This is a genomic window from Rathayibacter oskolensis (assembly GCF_900177245.1).
In the GTDB taxonomy this organism is placed as follows: Bacteria; Actinomycetota; Actinomycetes; order Actinomycetales; family Microbacteriaceae; genus Rathayibacter; species Rathayibacter oskolensis.
Genome location: NZ_FXBM01000001.1, coordinates 1,464,779 through 1,484,143 on the forward strand (window position 1 = coordinate 1,464,779; position 19,365 = coordinate 1,484,143).

Genomic DNA, 19,365 nt, shown 5'->3' on the forward strand with positions numbered 1-19,365 from the left:
TCCGCACAGAGACGATCGAGCGGCATTTCGCTGTGCGCGTAGGCGCTCTGTGGTACTGGACGGCATGCGCGTTCACGCTCGCCGCGTCGCGCACGGGGAGAGGAGCCCCCGAAAGTAAACTGGAGGAATGGCCTCCTCCGATTACTCCGCTCGACACCTCTCCGTCCTCGAGGGTCTCGAGGCGGTCCGGAAGCGCCCGGGCATGTACATCGGATCGACCGACTCCCGCGGACTCATGCACTGCCTCTGGGAGGTCATCGACAACTCCGTCGACGAGGCTCTGGCGGGGCACGGCACCGAGATCAGCGTCGTGCTGCACTCCGACGACAGCGTCGAGGTGCGCGACCGGGCGCGCGGGATCCCCGTCGACATCGAGCCGAAGACCGGACTGACCGGCGTCGAGGTCGTCTTCACGAAGCTCCACGCGGGCGGCAAGTTCGGCTCCGGCTCCTACGCGGCGTCGGGCGGACTGCACGGGGTCGGCGCGTCGGTGGTGAACGCCCTGTCGGAGCGGCTCGACGTCGAGGTCGACCGCGACGGTCGCACCTACCGCATGTCGTTCCACCGCGGGGAGCCCGGCCGCTTCGCCGACGCGGGCGAGCCCACTCCCGATGCTCCGTTCACTCCGTTCGAGAACGGGTCGGAGCTGGCCGTCGTCGGCAAGGTCGCGAAGGGCGTCACGGGGACGCGCGTGCGCTACTGGGCCGATCGGCAGATCTTCACGAAGGGCGCGGCGTTCCAGACCGACGACCTCGTGACCCGCGCTCGGCAGACGGCCTTCCTCGTCCCGGGGCTCACGATCGACATCGTCGACGACCGCGAGGACGAGCGGCGTGCCGAGATGTTCCGCTACGACGGGGGGATCTCGGAGTTCGTGGAGTTCCTGGCGCCCGACTCGGCGGTGACCGACGTCCTCCGGCTCTCGGGCTCGGGCGCCTTCACAGAGACGGTCCCGGTGCTGACGCCGGGCGGCGCGATGGTGCCCACCGAGGTGGAGCGCACGTGCGAGGTCGACATCGCCCTGCGCTGGGGCACCGGCTACGAGACCGTGATGCGCAGCTTCGTGAACATCATCTCGACTCCCAAGGGCGGGACCCACCAGACCGGCTTCGAGCAGGGCCTGCTGAAACTGCTCCGCTCGCAGGTCGAGGCGAATGCGCGTCGGCTCAAGGTCGGCTCCGACAAGCTCGAGAAGGACGACATGCTCGCCGGCCTGACGGCCGTGCTCACCGTCCGGCTCCCCGAACCGCAGTTCGAGGGCCAGACGAAGGAGGTGCTCGGCACCCCGGCGGTGCGCGCCATCGTCGCGCAGACCATCGGCTCGACGCTCGGCGCGGTCTTCTCCTCGACCAAGCGCGAGGACAAGGCGCAGATGTCGCAGCTGCTCGAGAAGCTGGTCGCCGAGATGAAGTCGCGCATCTCGGCACGTGCCCACAAGGAGACGCAGCGGCGCAAGAACGCCCTCGAGTCCTCCTCCCTCCCCGCGAAGCTCGTCGACTGCCGCAGCAACGACGTCGAGAACAGCGAGCTGTTCATCGTCGAGGGGGATTCCGCCCTCGGCACCGCGAAGAGCGCCCGCAACAGCGAGTACCAGGCACTCCTGCCCATCCGCGGCAAGATCCTGAACGTGCAGAAGGCGAGCATCGCCGACATGCTCTCGAACGCCGAGTGCGCGTCGATGATCCAGGTCATCGGAGCCGGGTCCGGCCGATCGTTCGACCTGTCGGCCGCGCGCTACGGCAAGATCATCCTGATGAGCGACGCCGACGTCGACGGGGCGCACATCCGCACGCTCCTGCTGACCCTCTTCTTCCGCTACATGCGCCCGCTGGTCGAGGCCGGCCGGGTCTTCGCGGCGGTACCGCCGCTGCATCGCGTCGTCGTGATGAACGCGGGGAAGAAGCCGAACGAGACGATCTACACCTACTCCGAGAAGGAGCTCACCGGGGTGCTGGCCTCGCTCGCCAAGGCGGGCCGGCGCTACCAGGACCCGATCCAGCGCTACAAGGGTCTCGGCGAGATGGATGCCGACCAGCTGGCGACGACGACCATGGACCGCTCGCGCAGGACGCTCCGCCGGGTGCGGGTCGCCGATGCCGAGAACGCCGGCCGCGTCTTCGAGCTCCTGATGGGCAACGACGTCGCACCGCGCAAGGAGTTCATCGTCCGCGGCTCGGAGACGCTCTCGCGCGACCGCATCGACGTGTAGGGCTCAGCACCCCGCGGGTGCCGGTGCGCTCTGCAGGTCCGCGGGCGCTCTGCAGGTGTTCGTGCGATCTGCAGGTGCTCGCGCTCTGCAGTTGTTGGTGCGATCTGCGGGTGCTGGCGCACGAAGAGTCCGTCCTCCGCGACGGAACCCCAGGAAGGCGCTGCACCCCCTGCAGATCGCACGGCGACGCACCGCAGTCGCTCGGAGCGCCACTCCCGCGAGGTGACGATCAGAGCAGCTCGGGAGCTGCTCCGATGCTGGCGATCGGCGCGGCGAGGGCCACTCCCGAGGCGTCCCGCTTCATCCCGGACTCGGGGAGGGCGGCGACGGCGCCGTTCGCCTCGAGGGCGTGAGCCGGCGCCGGGCCGACCCACGCGACTCCGAGCGCCGTCTCGCCCTTCAGGAACCGCTGCGCCCGGACGCCGCCGGTCGCGCGCCCCTTGGCCGGGAACTCCGAGAACGCCGAGACCTTCGCGCTCCCGGTGTCGGTCCCGGAGAGCGCCCAGCTGTCGACCGCCACCGTCGCGACGACCGCCTCGTCGCGATCGGCCTCGGGGACGACGGCGAAGTGCACGACCTCGTCGGTCTCGCCGAGCTTCACTCCCGCCATCCCGGCCGCGGTCCGCCCCTGAGGGCGCACGGAGGAGGCGCTGAAGCGCAGCAGCTGCGCCTCTCCCGTCACGAAGACGAGCTCGTCCTCGTCGGCGGCGGGCGCGGCGCCGACGACCGCGTCCTTCGGCTTGAGGGCGATCAGCTCGAGGTCGGGACGATCGGGCAGGTCGGCGAGTGACACGCGCTTCACGATGCCCTGGAGGGTGCCGAGCGCGACGGGCCGCGGGTCCTCGAGAGAGACGAGCGCGAGGACGCGCTCGTCCTTTCCGAGGTGGGTGAGGTAGTCGGCCATCCTGACCCCGGCCCCCAGCTGGACGGAGGTCGACGGGACGGCCGGGACGTCGACCGGGGAGAAGCGCAGGAGCCTCCCGGCCGACGTGACCGCTCCGATCTCGGTGCGCGTGGTCGTGTCGATCACGCTGAGCACCGCGTCGTGCTTGCTGCGGCGGGAGGCGCGCTCGGGGTGGGGAGCCGCCTCCGGATCCCGGTCGACCCGCACCATGCGACCGGTCGTGCTGAGGTGGATCCGGCACGGGGCATCGGCGATCTCGAGGACCGCGGCCGTCTTGCGCCCGGTCGTCGCCACGGAGGGGCGGGCCTCGGTCAGCAGCGTGCGGCGCGGCGTGCCGAGGCGCTGCGCGACGTCGTCGAGCTCGTCCGAGACGAGCTCCTCGATGCGGGCGCGGCTCGCCAGCAGCGCCTCGAGCTCGGCGATCTCGGCGAGGAGGGTGTCGCGCTCGGCCTCGAGCTCGATCCGGGAGAACTTGGTGAGCCGTCGCAGCTGGAGCTCGAGGATGTAGTCGGCCTGCACGGTGCTGAGGTCGAAGACCTCGATCAGGCGCGCCCGGGCGGCGGCGGTGTCGTCGCTGCCGCGGATCAGCTGGATGACCTCGTCGATGTCGAGGATCGCGACCAGGAGACCCTCCACGAGGTGCAGGCGGTCCTGACGCTTGCGCAGCCGGTAGCGCGAGCGGCGCGTCACCACCTGGACGCGGTGACCGACGTAGACCTGCAGCAGCTCCTTGAGCCCGAGCGTGCGCGGTCCGCCGTCGACCAGGGCCACGTTGTTGATCGCGAACGTGTCCTCGAGGGGCGTGTACCGGTAGAGCTGCTCGAGCACCGCCTCCGGGCTGAAGCCGGTCTTGATGCCGATGACGAGGCGGAGGCCGTTGTCGCGGTCGGTCAGGTCCGTGACATCCGAGATGCCGCTGAGCTTCTTGCTCTGGACGCCGTCCTTGATCTTGTCGATCACCTTCTCGGTCCCGACGAGATAGGGGAGCTCGGTGACGACGAGGCCGGACTTGCGCGCGGTGATGCTCTCGACCGAGACCCGTGCGCGTGTCTTGAAGCTGCCGCGCCCCGTGGCGTAGGCGTCGCGGACCCCCGCCAGGCCGACGATCGTTCCTCCACTCGGGAAGTCGGGGCCGGGCACGAACGACATCAGGTCGTCGAGCGAGGCGTCGGGGTTGCTGATCAGGTGCCGGGCGGCGCCGATGACCTCGACCAGGTTGTGCGGAGCCATGTTCGTCGCCATGCCGACCGCGATGCCGCTCGCGCCGTTTACCAGGAGGTTCGGGAAGGCGGACGGCAGCACCTCCGGCTGCGTCAGCTGGTTGTCGTAGTTGGGCACGAAGTCGACGACGTCCTCGCCGAGGTGCTCGGTCATCGCCAGAGCCGCCGGAGCGAGGCGCGCCTCGGTGTAGCGGGCGGCCGCCGGTCCGTCGTCGAGCGAGCCGAAGTTGCCGTGCCCGTCGACGAGGGGGACGCGCATCGTGAACGGCTGGGCGAGGCGCACCAGCGAGTCGTAGATGGAGGCGTCGCCGTGCGGGTGGAGCTTGCCCATCACCTCGCCGGTGACGCGCGCCGACTTCACATGACCGTGATCGGGCCGCAGCCCCATCTCGCTCATCATGTAGAGGATGCGCCGCTGGACGGGCTTCAGGCCGTCGCGGGCGTCGGGCAGGGCGCGGGAGTAGATGACCGAGTAGGCGTACTCGAGGAACGACCCCTCCATCTCGGCGGAGACGTCGACGTCCTCGATGCGCTCGGTCAGGGAGGATCCGGAGGCGGGGGCTGCAGCGTTCATGACTCACTTCGATGGCGGGCGCAGGGCGACGGCGACGGGTTGGCGCCTCTTCTCCGCGGCCCGTCGCACGCGGGTCCGACGGCGGCGGCCGGCCGGGGCCTTCTCCACCACCGGACCGGCGGCCCTGGGCGGAGCCGGAGCGCTCATCTCTCGAGACCCGCGGCAGCGGGGCTCGCCCCGCGGAACGGAGCACCGTGCGACACTGGGCGCGATGACCCACATGCTACCGGTCGCCCCCGCCGGGCGGCGGAGCCTCGCCGATGTCCTGCCCGGAGCCCTCGATGCCGTCCTCGGTCGACCCGGAGTCTTCGGCTCCCCCCGCGTCGAGCGGATCGTCGTCGTCCTGGTCGACGGTCTCGGTGCCTCGAGCCTGCGTCAGCGTGCCGGCCACGCCCGCACCCTCGCGCCCGCTCTGACCCGGGCGTCGACCCTCGCCTCCGGATTCCCGACGACGACCGCCGCGGCACTGGCCAGCCTCACGACGGGCCTCCGCCCGGGGGAGCACGGGATGGTGGGCTACCGCGTCCTCGATCGCGCCTCGGACCGGCTGGTGAACCAGCTCTCGGGCTGGGACGCGGGCATGGTGCCCGAGGAGTGGCAGCCGCATCCCACGGTCTTCGAGCGCGCCCGCGACGAGGGGGTGAGTGCGAGCGTCATCGGCCCGGCCCGGTACGCGCGGTCCGGTCTGACGCGTGCGATCCTCCGCGGTGCCGACTACCGGCCGGCGGGGACGATCGCCGAGCGCTTCGCGGCGGCCCGCGACGCCCTCGACGCAGGCGGACGGCAGCTCGTCTACCTCTACGTCCCCGAGCTCGACATGACCGCTCACGCCCGCGGGTGGGAGTCACCGGAGTGGACCGCCGCGCTCGAGCTCCTCGACGGCGAGTTCTCGGCGTTCGCCCGCCGTCTCTCGGCGAGAGAGGCAGCGCTCGTCACGGCGGATCACGGAGTGCTCGACGTGCCGGCGTCCTCGCACGTGCTGGTGGGGCAGGGCGCGCTGCTGGATGGCGTGCGGCACCTCGCCGGCGAGCCGCGCTGCCTGCAGCTCCACCTCGAGCCCGGAGCCGACGTCGACGCGATCGCCGCGCGATGGATCGAGTCCGAGGGCTCGCGGGCGTGGATCGCGACCCGGGACGAGGTCAGGGCGAGCGGCTGGTTCGGGACCACCGGGCCGGCAGCGGCTGACCGCATGGGCGATCTCTTCGTCGCCGCCCGGAAGGCGATCGCGTACTACTCGGCCGACGACGCCTCCGGACGCTCCATGATCGGCCAGCACGGATCGCTGACCCCGGAGGAGATCCAGGTGCCACTGCTGGGGTTCGGGGCGCTCGCGGGCGTCTGAACGCCTGCGCGCCTCCCGAGCGTCGGCCAGGGAGGCGGGACACGGCTCAGTCGTCGCTGCGTGCGCCGAAGACGATCTCGTCCCAGCTCGGCATCGCCGCGCGACCCCTGCGAAGGCCCGTGCGCAAGCCGGCCGCCGGGTGGTCGTTCGGGGGAGTGGGCCGCTCGGGCTCGGGCGTCTTCTCGACGACCGGGGCCTCGCGCTCCGGATCCTCGCGCACGCGCAGGGTCGAGGCGTGATCGCGCTCGCCCCGTCGGCGGCGGAGCGCGTCGAGGAGATCCGCGGTGTCGTTCAGGTTGCGCTCGCGCTGCTCCGTGGTGCTCGAGACCGGACGGGGGAGCGTGGAGACGGGGCGCGGTGCATCGGACAGCGCGGGCTGCGGCTCGGTGTCCGACTGACGGACAGCGGCCGGCCGCGAGTGCTGGCGTACGGCTGACGGACGACCCGGCGCAGAATGCTCGGACCGCGGCGCGCGCGGGGCGTCGGGCGCCGGCTTCGCGAACGCGTCGGTGTCGAAGCGGGTGGCGAGCTCGTCGACGGCGGCGGGGATGACCGCTCGCAGGCGGGGGATGAGGGTCGGCCGGATCTCACCCTGCTGCGAGAGCGTCGTCGCCTCAGCGGTGAGCGGGGAGAGCACCGCCTTCTTCGGATCGAAGCGCCACCGTGCGTCGTGGTCGATCTCGTCGGAGCGGAACAGGAGCTTGACGACCCAGCCCTCGTCCTCCTTCCAGCTCGACCACTGCTCGCCCTCGGCGCCCAGGGCCGCGAGGCGCTCGCGGATGACGTCGCCGAAGGGAGTGCCCTCCTCGAGAGGATCGGGATCGGCGCTCGTGTAGACGCGGACGGCGAGGGCGGAGGCGACGATGTGCTCGCGCTCGGCGGTCACCGGGCCCTCGAAGCGCTCGACGTAGTCCAGCGCGGCTCCCGTCAGCTCGGCGACCTCGTCCGCGGACAGGCCGGAGCGGATGTGAGCCTGGATCTCCCGCGGCGACACGCGCTTCTCGCGGGCGGGCAGGGAGTGCACGCGGGGCCGGAGCTGGCTCTGCAGCGTCTCGTCGATCCGGACCGAGAACCGTTCGCCGCCGTCCGAGACGAGGACGAGCGATCCGCTCTCGACGCCGATCACCTTCAGTTCCATCATCGTGCTGGACCTCCTTCTGGACGCGAACGGGGCAAGGATCGCACGCGATCGGCCGGATGCCCGGGAATACACCGGGCGGGTCGAAAGTTGGGGCGGAAGGAAGGCGTCGCCGACCCCCTCGGGGGAGGTGCGCCGCACCTCGTCGGGGAGTGCTCCGCGGAGCCCGTCACCGGTGCTCCGAAGGGCCTGTCAAGACCGCGTCGATGCGGTTTGCGAATCGATACGTCTTGATGCACACTGACCCCGCCGAATTTTCGAACAGCTGAATAAGAAGTGGAATGGGAATGGCTACGGACTACGACGCCCCCCGCAAGACCGATGACGACTCCGAGTCGATCGAGGCCCTGAAGGAGCGAGTCCCCGACAAGATGTCCGGAGTCGTCGACGTCGATGACGCCGACAACCCGGGCGGATTCGAACTGCCCGGCGCCGATCTCTCCGACCTCGATCTGGACGTCGTGGTCCTTCCGCCCCAGGCGGACGAGTTCACGTGCGTCAACTGCTTCCTCGTGAAGCACCGCTCCCAGATCGACCACGAGGAGAAGCTCGGACCGATCTGCCTGGAGTGCGCCGCCTAGGCGTCTCCTCGCTCGGAAGGACGACCGCTCCGTCGCCGTGATCCTCGGATCGCGGCGACGATGTCGTTGGGGCGACGACTCGACAGCAGCCAGTACGGGGTCGGGTCCTGCGCGTCCTCGATCGGGATCTTGACCACGTCCTTGACCCAGCCCCGGATCACGAGGAACGCCCTCGCGTCCAGCCGCGGTCCGCGCTGCGCGAAGGCGCGCTCGCCCGTGTACGCCGTCGGCTCGCCCACCAGCTCGAGAGGGATGTGCGCGCGTCCGGCCCTCAGCTCTCCGTCGACGATCTCGATCGTCGGCGACAGGGTGAGCAGCGACACCACGCAGCCCGCGTACAGCACCACGGCCACGATGACGCCGACGACGAGGTCGATCGGCGCGAAGACGAGGATGCTGGCGGGGATCACGAGGGCTGTGGAGACGAAGAGCCAGGGCGCGGGCCACAGCCTCTCCCGGTAGGACTGCATAGCTCTATTGCACCAGACAACTGGACTACCCTCGTCACGTGAATCAATCCGTCGACGTCCCGATCCGTGCGGAGCAGCTCCCGTCCTACGCGCATCCCGGTGACGCGGGGGCGGATCTGCGCTCCACCGACGACGTGGTGCTCGCCCCGGGGGAGCGCGTCAGCGTCGGCACCGGAGTCTCGATCGCACTCCCGGAGGACCACGTCGGCTTCGTCGTCCCGCGCAGCGGTCTCGCCTTCAAGCACGGTCTGACGATCGTCAACGCACCCGGCACGATCGATGCGGGCTACCGGGGCGAGATCCGGGTCGCCCTGCTCAACACCGACCCCCGCGAGAGCTACCGCATCGCCGCGGGCGACCGCATCGCGCAGCTCGTGATCGTCCCCGTCGTCCGCGCCCGTTTCGTCCCCGTCGACGAGCTCCCCGACTCCGCCCGCGGGGCCGGTGGATTCGGCTCGACCGGGTACTCCGCCGACGTCGTCGCGGGGACGGCGGGCACCCACCAGGCCAGTACCACTGAGGAGACCGCATGAGCGACATCCAGCCCGCGGGCACGACCGACGCGTCCGCCGAGCCCGTGGAGCAGGACTTCGAGAAGTCCGCCCCCGACGACCGGGCAGAGGCCGGCCCCCTCGACGAGCGCGAGGCCAACCCGGTCCGTCCCTACATCGACCTCGGCGGAGTGAAGGTGCTGCCCCGCGAGGGCATGCACATCCGCCTCGAGGTCGAGGAGGGGACCAAGCGCGTCATCGCCGTCGGCCTCGACTACGCCGGCTCGACCCTCCAGGTGCAGCCCTTCGCCGCGCCGCGGTCGTCGGGTCTCTGGCACGAGATCCGCGGCCAGATCGCCGATCAGATCGCCAAGCAGGGCGGCACCACCGCCGAGCGCGAGGGGACGTTCGGGCCCGAGCTCGTCGCCGAGCTGCCGATCGTCGGCGGGCAGACCCGCGTCGCGCGCTTCGTCGGGGTCGACGGTCCGCGCTGGTTCCTCCGGGGTGTCATCGCCGGGGCGGGCGCGGTCGACGAGCAGGCGGCCGCCGCCGTCGAGGAGCTCTTCCGGAGCATCGTCGTCGTGCGCGGCACGGGTCCGATGCCTCCGCGGGATCTGATCCCGCTCAAGGTGCCGACCGGCGGCCAGACCCAGCAGAGCGCGAGCTGACCGCATGGAGTCGAGCCCGCCGGAGCGCGGGGACAGCCAGAAGGAGCCGGCCCGCCCCGAGGTGGGCGAGGCGATAGCCGAGGCGGCGCGGCGCTCCGGGCTGGGCGTGGTCGCCGACGGCGAGCCCTTCGACGGGCGGGCCCTCCTGCGGACCATGGGCGGTGTGCGGGGGATCCTCGAGGCCGTCGTGCCCGGGATCGCCTTCGTCCTCCTCTTCACGATCACGGGAGAGCTCGTGCTCTCCCTCGTGGCGTCCGTCGGCATGGCGGTTCTCTTCACCGTCGCGCGGATCCTCGGGCGCACCCCAGTCGTCCAGGCGGTCGGCGGCCTCCTGGGCGTCGTCGTCTCGGCGGCGCTCGCGCTGTTCACCGGCCGCGCCGTGGACAACTTCGTGCCCGGGCTGATCACCAACCTGGCCTACGGACTCGTGTTCCTCGTCTCGGTGCTCGTGCGCTGGCCGCTCATCGGAGTCGCCGCCGGCTACCTGATGGGGGACGGCACCCAGTGGCGCGCCGACCGGCGCAAGCGCCGGTTGTTCTCGGCGCTCACCCTCGCCTGGGCCGGCCTCTTCCTCCTCCGTCTCGCCGTGCAGTACCCGCTCTTCCTCGCCGAGGACACGACCGCACTGGGCACGTGGAAGCTGGTGCTCGGTCTCCCTCTCTATGCGCCGCTGCTCGTGCTGACGGTTCTCGCCGTCCGCTCCGAGTACCGCGGCGCGGCGGAGCGCGCCGACGAGGGACCGACCGCCGGACGTGCGTAGAATTGTCTCGACGTCGAGATAAATAGCACGCCTGCCCACCCGTCCTCCCGGGGCGGATCCGGCCGTGCGACGGCGTCGAGGTGTTAGGTCCTCCTTGGTGGCAGGTCGCGATGCGCGGTCGCCAAGATGGAGACGGATACGTGGGTCCGCCCGTCGGCGGAGCGACGTCAGCGAAGGAGAGGGCGACATGTCCGCGGTAGACAGCTTTGGATCCAAGGACACCTTGACGGTCGGCTCGACCGACTACGAGGTGTTCCGCATCGACCGGGTCCCCGGTCACGAGAAGCTCCCGTTCAGCCTCAAGGTGCTGCTCGAGAACCTCCTCCGCACGGAGGACGGCGCGAACATCACCGCCGACCACATCCGCGCCCTCGGCGACTGGGTCCCGGAGTCGGAGCCCGACACCGAGATCCAGTTCACCCCTGCACGCGTGGTGATGCAGGACTTCACCGGCGTGCCCTGCATCGTCGACCTCGCGACCATGCGCGAGGCCGTCGCGGCCCTCGGCGGCGACGCGAACAAGATCAACCCGCTCGCCCCCGCCGAGATGGTGATCGACCACTCGGTCATCGCCGACCTGTTCGGGACCGAGGACGCCCTCGAGCGCAACGTCGAGCTCGAGTACGAGCGCAACGGCGAGCGCTACCAGTTCCTGCGCTGGGGCCAGACCGCCTTCGACGACTTCAAGGTCGTCCCGCCCGGAACGGGCATCGTCCACCAGGTCAACATCGAGTACCTGGCCCGCGTCACCATGACGCGCGAGGTCGGCGGCGTCCTGCGCGCCTACCCCGACACCTGCGTCGGCACGGACTCGCACACCACGATGGTCAACGGACTCGGCGTCCTCGGCTGGGGCGTCGGCGGCATCGAGGCCGAGGCGGCCATGCTCGGCCAGCCCGTCTCGATGCTCATCCCCAAGGTCGTCGGCTTCAAGCTCTCCGGCGCGATCCCGACGGGCGTGACGGCCACCGACGTCGTCCTCACCATCACCGAGATGCTGCGCAAGCACGGCGTGGTCGGCAAGTTCGTCGAGTTCTACGGAGCCGGCGTCGCCGAGGTCCCGCTCGCGAACCGCGCCACCATCGGCAACATGAGCCCGGAGTTCGGCTCCACCGCGGCCATGTTCCCGATCGACGACGTCACGCTCGACTACCTGCGCCTCACCGGCCGCAGCGACGAGCAGATCGCGCTCGTCGAGCAGTACTCGAAGCTGCAGAAGCTCTGGCACGACGCCGACGTCGAGCCCGTCTTCAGCGAGTACCTCGAGCTCGACCTCAGCACCGTCGTCCCGTCGATCGCCGGCCCGAAGCGTCCCCAGGACCGCATCGAGCTGACCTCGGCGAAGACGCAGTTCGAGTCCGATCTGAACAACTACGCCGACGTCTCGCACGACATCGTCGACCTGACGATCTCGGAGTCGTTCCCCGCCTCCGACCCCGGTGAGCTGCAGCCGCAGGACGCGCACAGCTCGCACGAGCACATCCACCGCTCGCACGCGCCGTCGACGGCCTCGAAGCCCACGACGGTCGAGCTCGGCGACAAGGGCGAGACCTTCACCATCGACCACGGCGCCGTCGCGATCGCGGCCATCACCTCCTGCACCAACACCTCGAACCCGTCGGTCATGCTCGCGGCGGGCCTCCTCGCCCGCAACGCGGCGCAGAAGGGCCTGAAGGCCAAGCCGTGGGTCAAGACCACGCTCGCTCCGGGCTCGAAGGTCGTCACCGACTACTACGAGAAGGCGGGGCTCACCGAGTCGCTCGAGGCCCTCGGCTTCTACACCGTCGGCTACGGCTGCACGACCTGCATCGGTAACTCGGGCCCGCTGCTCGAGGAGATCTCCGCGGCGGTCCAGGACAACGATCTGGCCGTCACCGCCGTGCTCTCGGGCAACCGCAACTTCGAGGGGCGGATCAACCCCGACGTGAAGATGAACTACCTGGCGAGCCCGCCGCTGGTCATCGCCTACGCCCTCGCCGGTTCGATGAACTTCGACTTCGAGGTCGACGCGCTCGGCACCGACGGTGACGGCAACGACGTGTTCCTGAAGGACATCTGGCCGGACGCCGCCGAGGTCCAGGCGACGATCGACTCCTCGATCGACAAGTCGATGTTCGACACCCAGTACGCCGGCGTGTTCGAGGGCGACGAGCGCTGGCGCGCGCTGCAGACCCCGGAGGGCTCGATCTTCGAGTGGGACGAGGACTCGACCTATGTGCGCAAGCCCCCGTACTTCGACGGCATGACGATGGAGACCACGCCCGTCTCCGACATCGCCGATGCCCGCGTGCTCGCCAAGCTCGGCGACTCCGTCACGACCGACCACATCAGCCCCGCGGGCTCGATCAAGGGCGACAGCCCGGCAGGTCAGTACCTCGCGGCGCACGGAGTGGACCGCAAGGACTACAACTCCTACGGATCGCGTCGCGGCAACCACGAGGTCATGATCCGCGGCACCTTCGCGAACATCCGGCTGAAGAACCAGCTCCTCGACGGCGTCGAGGGCGGCTACACCCGCGACTTCACGAAGGCCGACGCGCCGCAGTCGTTCATCTACGACGCCTCCGAGAACTACCAGGCCGAGGGCACCCCGCTCGTCATCCTCGGTGGCAAGGAGTACGGCTCGGGGTCCTCGCGCGACTGGGCGGCCAAGGGCACGAGCCTGCTGGGCGTCAAGGCGGTCATCGTCGAGAGCTTCGAGCGCATCCACCGCTCGAACCTCATCGGCATGGGCGTCATCCCGCTGCAGTTCCCCGCCGGCGAGTCCTGGGCGTCTCTCGGTCTCGACGGCACCGAGTCGATCAGCATCTCGGGCATCGAGGCGCTGAACGACGGAGTCACCCCGAAGACGGTCCACGTCGTCGCGGTGCCGACCGCCCACTCGGCAGAGGGCAGGCAGCCGATCGAGTTCGACGCGGTCGTGCGCATCGACACGCCCGGCGAGGCCGACTACTACCGCAACGGCGGCATCCTGCAGTACGTCCTCCGCTCCCTCGTCTGATCCCGACACGCGTGTGCGCCTTCCCGCAAGGGGGAGGCGCACACGCGTTCCTGCGCGCCTCCGTGCGTAGACTCGGGAGACGATCACACCCTCCCTCGACCAGGAAAGGCGGCGCGAATGGCTGTTCTCGAGACCATCGGCGGCCCGCGCGATCTCGATCGCCTGACCAAGGCCGAGCTCGAGACCCTGGCGCAGGAGATCCGCGACTTCCTCGTCCGCGAGGTGTCGAAGACCGGCGGCCACCTCGGGCCGAACCTCGGCGTCGTCGAGACGACGATCGCGATCCACCGGGTCTTCGACTCGCCCCGCGACTCGATCATCTTCGACACCGGGCACCAGTCGTACGTGCACAAGCTGCTGACCGGCCGCCAGGACTTCTCGGGCCTGCGGCAGCGCGGCGGGCTCGCCGGCTACCCGCAGCGCTCGGAGTCGCCGCACGACATCGTCGAGAGCTCGCACGCCTCCAGCTCGCTCTCGTGGGCCGACGGGATCTCGCGCGCGTTCACCATGACCGGGCAGACCGACCGCCACGTCGTCGCCGTCGTCGGAGACGGCGCCCTCACCGGGGGCATGACGTGGGAAGCGCTGAACAACATCAGCGACGACAACGCGCGCGGCCTGGTGATCGTCGTCAACGACAACGGCCGCTCCTACGCCCCGACGATCGGCGGCATGGCGCGCTTCCTCAACGGCGTGCGCACGCGCCGCACCTACCGCACCCTGCACCGCGGGTCGCGGGCCGTCTCCGAGCGTCTCGGCGGACCGGCCGCGGCCGTCTACCGCGGCGTGCGCGGAGGCATGCACGGGTTCCTCAGCCGCTTCATCAACAACGAGGCCCTGTACTCCAACCTCGACATCAAGTACCTCGGCCCGATCGACGGTCACGACGTGACGGCGATGGAGGAGGCGCTGCAGCAGGCGAAGGACTACGGCCAGCCGGTCATCGTCCACGCCATCACGCAGAAGGGCAAGGGCTTCGGTCCGGCCGTCCAGGACCTCGCCGACCAGTTCCACGCGGTGGGGCAGATCGACCCGGAGACGGGAGAACCCCTGAGCGCGAGCGGCGCCCGCTCGTGGACCTCGGTCTTCGCGGAGGAGATCGTCACGCTCGCGGACGAGGACGCGACCATCGTCGGCATCACCGCCGCGATGCTCCGACCCGTCGGGCTCGACCGGCTCGCCGAGAAGTACCCCGACCGCGTCTTCGACGTCGGCATCGCCGAGCAGCACGCCGTCACCTCGGCGGCCGGCCTCGCCTTCGGCGGGCTGCACCCCGTCGTCGCGCTCTACGCGACCTTCGTCAACCGCGCCTTCGACCAGATCCTCATGGATGTGGCGTTGCACCGTGCGGGAGTGACCTTCGTGCTCGACCGCGCCGGCGTCACCGGTCCGGACGGTCCGAGCCACCACGGCATGTGGGACCTCGCGATCCTCCAGGTGGTGCCGAACATCCGGCTCGCAGCGCCGCGCGACTCGGTCCGGCTCCGGGAGGAGCTCAGGGAGGCGGTCGGAGTGACCGATGCGCCCACGGTCGTGCGCTTCTCGAAGGGCAACGTCGGCGACGAGATCGACGCGGTCGAGCGCCTCGAGGACGGGGTCGACGTGCTGTCGCGCGCCGAGCGCAAGGACGTGCTCCTGGTGACCGTCGGCCCGATGGCCACGATGGGCCTCGACGTCGCACGCCGCCTCGCAGCACAGGGGATCGGCGCCACCGTCGTCGATCCGCGCTGGGTCGTCCCCGTCCCCAAGAGCGTCATCGAGCTCGCCCGTGACCACCGCATCGTGGTCTCGATCGAGGACGGGGTCCGCGTCGGCGGGATCGGCACGCGCATCCGCCAGGATCTGCGCGAGGCCGGAGTCGACACGGCCGTGACCGAGCTCGGCCTGCCCGACCAGTTCCTCGACCACGCGCTCCGCGAGGAGATCCTCGAGGACGTCGGGCTCACCCCGCAGCACATCGCGCGCGACGTCGTGGCGCAGGTGCTCGGCAGCAAGATCCCCGTCGCCCGGCCGCTTCCCGAAGAGGTCGGCGCCCGCGACGACGCGCGGAGCGACTGATCCGCGTCGCGCGCTGACGGGCATCGGACGCTGAACTCCGTCGGGCGCGGACCGGCCTCGGCATCGAGCCGCCTCAGAGTCTGTGCGCCAGCTCGATCGCACCCCCGCCGAACGTCGTCGTCCCCATCAGAGCGAGCGGAGCCGTACGTCGGAACGGGAGCAGCGGCCGTCCGCTCCCGAGCACCACGGGCATCACCGTGACGCGGAGCTCGTCGAGAGCGGGCACCTCGGCGAACCGGGCCGCGACGCCTCCGCCGCCGACCACCCGGACATCGCGACCGGAGGCGCTCTCGAGGATCGCGGGGAGCAGTTCGGAGGCGAGGCGCAGATCGGCGCCTCCTCATCGGCGATGAGGACGTCGAGCGAGGACCCGACGTCGTACACGGTGCGAGTCATACCCGCGGGGTGGAGCCCCCATCGCACCACCGACACGACGAAGGCGTCCGCTGCGGTGCGAGCTGCAGGAGTCGGCGCGGTCCCTGCAGACCGCACCGACTCCTGCGAACCGAACCGGCACCCGCCGAACGACCGGAGGTCGGGAGTCCTCAGGCCACGCCGCGGATGACCGGGTGGTGGAACGTGTCGCCGAAGGCCCGCTCGCTCGCCCCGACACGGTCGAGGTAGGGGGTGAGCCCGCCCATCTGGAACGGGTAGCCCGCTCCGAGGATGAGGCAGAGGTCGATGTCCTCGGCGGCGTGCACGACGTCGTCGTCCAGCATCCGCTTCACCTCGTCGGCGAGACCGGTCTCGACACGCAGGCGCAGCTCGTCCGCCGTCATCGGCTCGGTGCCTCCCGACACGATCGCGACCGCGCGCTTGTCGACTCCCTTCACCCGCCCCTTCGAGTCGCGCTCGAAGACGTGCCCCAGCTCGGCGAGCCGGTGCAGGTTCGCGCTGTCGTAGAAGCGGTCGGGGAACGCGGCGTGGTGGGTGTCGAGCACGTGCGCGCCCACCTTGAGCCCGACCAGCTCCAGGAGCTCGAAGGGGGTCATCGGGAGGCCGAACGGCGCGAGGGACTGCTCGACCACCTCGAAGGGCGTGCCGGTGTCGACGGCGTGCATCGCCTCTCCGAGCACCTTGGCGAGGACACGGTTGACGACGAACCCAGGCGTGTCGCGGGTGATCACGGCGTTCTTCTTCAGCTTCGCCGCCGTCACCATCGCCGTCGAGAGCGTCTCGTCGTCGGTGTGCGGCGTGCGGACGACCTCGATCAGCGGCATCACCGCGACCGGGTTGAAGAAGTGGAAGCCGACGAGCCGCTCGGGGTGCGCGAGACGCTCGCCGATCCGCTCGACCGAGAGGGAGGAGGTGTTGGTCGCCAGCACCGCGGTGGGCGAGACGTAGCGCTCGATGTCGGCGAAGACCTCCTGCTTGACGCCGAGCTCCTCGAAGACCGCCTCGATCACCCAGTCGGCGTCGGCGAAGTCGGCGCGGTCGGTCGTCCCGGTGATCAGTCCACGGAGCCGATTCGACTCGTCGGTCGAGATCCGGCCCTTCGAGAGCAGCGAATCGATCTCGCGGACGATGGTCGCGACTCCCTTGTCGACGCGCTCCTGGTCGAGGTCGGTGATCACGACCGGGACCTGCAGCCGGCGGAGGAAGAGCAGCGCGAACTGAGTGGCCATGAGACCCGCTCCGACGACTCCCACCTTCGAGACGGGCTTCGCCAGCCCCTTGTCGGGAGCGCCGGCCGGCCGCTTCGCGCGCTTCTGCACGAGATCGAACGCGTAGATGCTCGCTCGGAACTGATCGCCCGAGACGAGATCGGCGAGGGCCTCGTCCTCGGCGGCGAAGCCCTCCTCGCGGGTCGTGCTCTTCGCGGCCTTGAGCAGATCCAGGGCGCGGTACGGCGATGCCGCCACCGTTCCGATCTTCGACTCGAGCTGCTTGCGCGCGATCGAGATCGCGACGTCCCACTTCACGAGACGCTCGAGCCTGCCCGGCGCGTTCGGGCGCTCGACCTTCACCGAGCCGCCGAGCACGCCGTCGGCCCAGCGCAGAGAGTCCTCGAGGAACGCCGCCGGCGGGAAGATCGCGTCGGCGATGCCGAGATCGAACACGTCCTGGCCCTTGAGGGTCCGGTTGTTCTTCAGGGGGTTCTCGACGACCACCTTGAGGGCGTTCTCGATGCCGATGAGGTTCGGGAGCAGCCACGCCCCGCCCCAGCCCGGGATGATGCCGAGGAAGACCTCGGGCAGTCCGAGAGCCGCGATCGAGGAGTCGACGGTGCGGTAGTCGGCGTTCAGCGCGATCTCCGTGCCGCCGCCGAGCGCCAGGCCGTTGATGAAGACGAACGACGGGACGCCGAGCTCGCTCAGCATGCCGAGGGTGCGGTGCCCGAGCCGGGCGAGCTGGCGGCCGAGCTCACGGCTCGGGATGCTGCCGACCTTGCTCAGATCGGCACCCGCGGCCAGGATGAACGGCTTGCCGGTGACGGCGACGCCCTGGATCTCTCCGGCGGCGGCCCTCGCCTTCTGCGCGAGCAGCACGTCGGCCAGCTCGAAGAGACCCGCGGGCCCGAACGTGCTCGGCCGGGTGTGGTCGCGGTCGTTGTCGAGGGTGATCAGAGCGATGACGCGGCCGCTGGCGAGCGGGACGTCGCGCACGTAGGAGTGGGTGACGACCTCGCCCTCGGCGAGATCGACGAGGTTCTCGAATCCGTCGAGCATGAGTCAGCGTCCCTTCCGCTTGGCGCGCTTGCCGTCGAAGTGCGGGTTCTCCCAGATGACCGAGCCGCCCTGACCGAGCCCCACGCACATCGCGGTGAGGCCGTACTGCACCTCGGGGTGCGACTCGAACTGCCGTGCGAGCTGGATCATCAGCCGCACGCCGGAGGAGGCGAGCGGGTGGCCGACGGCGATCGCGCCTCCGTACTCGTTGACGCGGGCGTCGTCGTCATCGATGCCGAAGTGGTCGAGGAACGAGAGGACCTGCACGGCGAACGCCTCGTTGAGCTCGAAGAGGCCGATGTCCTCGATGCCGAGCCCCGCCTTCCGCAGAGCCTTCTCGGTGGAGGGGACCGGGCCGATGCCCATGATCTCGGGCTCGACACCGGCGAACGCGAAGCTGACGAGGCGCATCTTCTCGGTGAGCCCGAGCTCCTTCGCGGCGTCCGCGCTCGCGAGCAGCGACACCGCGGCTCCGTCGTTCAGTCCGGAGGAGTTGCCGGCGGTCACCCGCCCGTGCGGCCGGAACGGGGTGCGCAGGCCCGCGAGGCCCTCCAGGGTCGTCTCGGGTCGCGGTGCCTCGTCGGCGGTCGCGAGACCCCACCCGGAGCCGCTGCGCGTCGCCACCGGCACCAGGTCGGGCTGCACGAGCCCCGACTCGTACGCGGCCGCGAGCTTCTGCTGGCTGCGCAGCGCGTAGCGGTCGGAGCGCTCCTTGGTGAGCTGGGGGAAGCGGTCGTGGATGCGCTCCGCCGTCTTGCCCATGTTGAGCGCGTCCTCGCTCACGAGCCGCTCAGAGAGGAAGCGCGGGTTCGGGTCGGCGTTGAAGCCCATCGGGTGCCGGCCCATGTGCTCGACTCCGCCCGCGATCACCACGTCGTAGGCGCCGAACGCGATACCGCCGGCGGTCGTCGTGACCGAGGTCATCGCTCCGGCGCACATCCGGTCGATCGCGTAGCCGGGCACCGACCGGGGGAGGCCCGCCAGGAGCGCGGTGGTGCGTCCCAGCGTGAGCCCCTGGTCGCCCTGCTGCGTCGTCGCGGCGATGGCGACCTCGTCGACCCGGTCCTTCGGCAGCGCCGCGTTCCGCTCGAGCAGGCCGATCATCGCCTTGACGACGAGGTCGTCGGCTCTGGTCTGCCAGTACATGCCCTTCTCACCGGCTCGACCGAACGGAGTACGGACTCCATCGACGAAAACGACTTCGGATCTCTCGGCCACAATGCCTCCCAGGAACTCACGGTCGCCGTCGATCGTAGGAAGGGGACGGAGGGGACCTGAAT

General features: G+C 70.4%; 14 protein-coding genes. 8 read left to right on the plus strand and 6 right to left on the minus strand.

Annotation, left to right across the window (positions count from 1 at the left end; genetic code table 11):
- Positions 1-127 precede the first annotated feature (127 nt).
- A complete protein-coding gene (locus B9Y99_RS07110) occupies positions 128-2,209 on the plus strand; it encodes a DNA gyrase/topoisomerase IV subunit B (protein ID WP_085475810.1) in 2,082 nt (693 codons plus the stop codon).
- 229 nt (positions 2,210-2,438) lie between these two features.
- On the opposite strand, the gene B9Y99_RS07115 is transcribed toward B9Y99_RS07110, so the two are convergent.
- On the minus strand, positions 2,439-4,907 hold the full coding sequence (locus tag B9Y99_RS07115) for a DNA gyrase/topoisomerase IV subunit A (protein ID WP_085475811.1): 2,469 nt from the start codon (positions 4,905-4,907) through the stop codon (positions 2,439-2,441).
- 211 nt (positions 4,908-5,118) lie between these two features.
- On the opposite strand from B9Y99_RS07115, the gene B9Y99_RS07120 reads away from it, so the two are divergent.
- Complete coding sequence (locus tag B9Y99_RS07120; RefSeq protein WP_208856891.1) at positions 5,119-6,249, plus strand: alkaline phosphatase family protein; 1,131 nt, start codon at positions 5,119-5,121, stop codon at positions 6,247-6,249.
- A gap of 46 nt (positions 6,250-6,295) precedes the next feature.
- Here B9Y99_RS07120 and sepH read toward each other — a convergent pair whose 3' ends face one another.
- Positions 6,296-7,390: a septation protein SepH gene (gene sepH, locus B9Y99_RS07125; RefSeq protein ID WP_085475812.1), complete on the minus strand. Its 1,095-nt coding sequence runs from the start codon at positions 7,388-7,390 to the stop codon at positions 6,296-6,298.
- Between the two features lie 284 nt (positions 7,391-7,674).
- Here sepH and B9Y99_RS07130 point away from each other — a divergent pair, with 284 nt between their 5' ends.
- Positions 7,675-7,968, plus strand: coding sequence for a DUF4193 domain-containing protein (locus B9Y99_RS07130; RefSeq protein ID WP_085475813.1), 294 nt, complete (start codon positions 7,675-7,677; stop codon positions 7,966-7,968).
- On the opposite strand, the gene B9Y99_RS07135 is transcribed toward B9Y99_RS07130, so the two are convergent.
- On the minus strand, positions 7,965-8,438 hold the full coding sequence (locus B9Y99_RS07135) for a DUF3093 domain-containing protein (protein WP_085475814.1): 474 nt from the start codon (positions 8,436-8,438) through the stop codon (positions 7,965-7,967). The genes B9Y99_RS07130 and B9Y99_RS07135 overlap by 4 nt on opposite strands.
- A 38-nt stretch (positions 8,439-8,476) precedes the next feature.
- Between B9Y99_RS07135 and dut the strand changes: the two genes are divergently transcribed.
- From dut to dxs, 5 genes are all read left to right on the plus strand, one after another.
- Positions 8,477-8,971 (plus strand): dUTP diphosphatase, encoded by a 495-nt coding sequence (gene dut, locus B9Y99_RS07140; protein WP_085475815.1) that lies wholly within the window; start codon positions 8,477-8,479, stop codon positions 8,969-8,971.
- The gene (locus tag B9Y99_RS07145) at positions 8,968-9,597 is read left to right on the plus strand and encodes a DUF3710 domain-containing protein (protein ID WP_085475816.1); all 630 of its coding nucleotides are present in this window, start codon (positions 8,968-8,970) and stop codon (positions 9,595-9,597) included. The genes dut and B9Y99_RS07145 overlap by 4 nt, the downstream gene beginning before the upstream one ends.
- Before the next feature lie 4 nt (positions 9,598-9,601).
- Positions 9,602-10,357, plus strand: a complete 756-nt coding sequence (locus tag B9Y99_RS07150) for a DUF3159 domain-containing protein (RefSeq protein ID WP_085475817.1) — start codon at positions 9,602-9,604, stop codon at positions 10,355-10,357.
- 187 nt (positions 10,358-10,544) lie between these two features.
- Positions 10,545-13,358: an aconitate hydratase AcnA gene (gene acnA / locus B9Y99_RS07155; RefSeq protein WP_085475818.1), complete on the plus strand. Its 2,814-nt coding sequence runs from the start codon at positions 10,545-10,547 to the stop codon at positions 13,356-13,358.
- Between the two features lie 117 nt (positions 13,359-13,475).
- Positions 13,476-15,416 (plus strand): 1-deoxy-D-xylulose-5-phosphate synthase, encoded by a 1,941-nt coding sequence (gene dxs, locus B9Y99_RS07160; RefSeq protein ID WP_085475819.1) that lies wholly within the window; start codon positions 13,476-13,478, stop codon positions 15,414-15,416.
- 73 nt (positions 15,417-15,489) lie between these two features.
- Here dxs and B9Y99_RS07165 read toward each other — a convergent pair whose 3' ends face one another.
- From B9Y99_RS07165 to B9Y99_RS07175, 3 genes are all read right to left on the minus strand, one after another.
- Entirely contained in the window at positions 15,490-15,744 is a 255-nt protein-coding gene (locus B9Y99_RS07165; RefSeq protein WP_085475820.1) for a dihydrofolate reductase family protein, read from the minus strand.
- A gap of 217 nt (positions 15,745-15,961) precedes the next feature.
- Positions 15,962-18,085, minus strand: coding sequence for a 3-hydroxyacyl-CoA dehydrogenase NAD-binding domain-containing protein (locus B9Y99_RS07170; protein ID WP_085475821.1), 2,124 nt, complete (start codon positions 18,083-18,085; stop codon positions 15,962-15,964).
- Positions 18,086-18,088: 3 nt separating this feature from the next.
- Positions 18,089-19,303, minus strand: coding sequence for a thiolase family protein (locus tag B9Y99_RS07175; protein WP_085475822.1), 1,215 nt, complete (start codon positions 19,301-19,303; stop codon positions 18,089-18,091).
- Between the last annotated feature and the right edge of the window lie 62 nt (positions 19,304-19,365).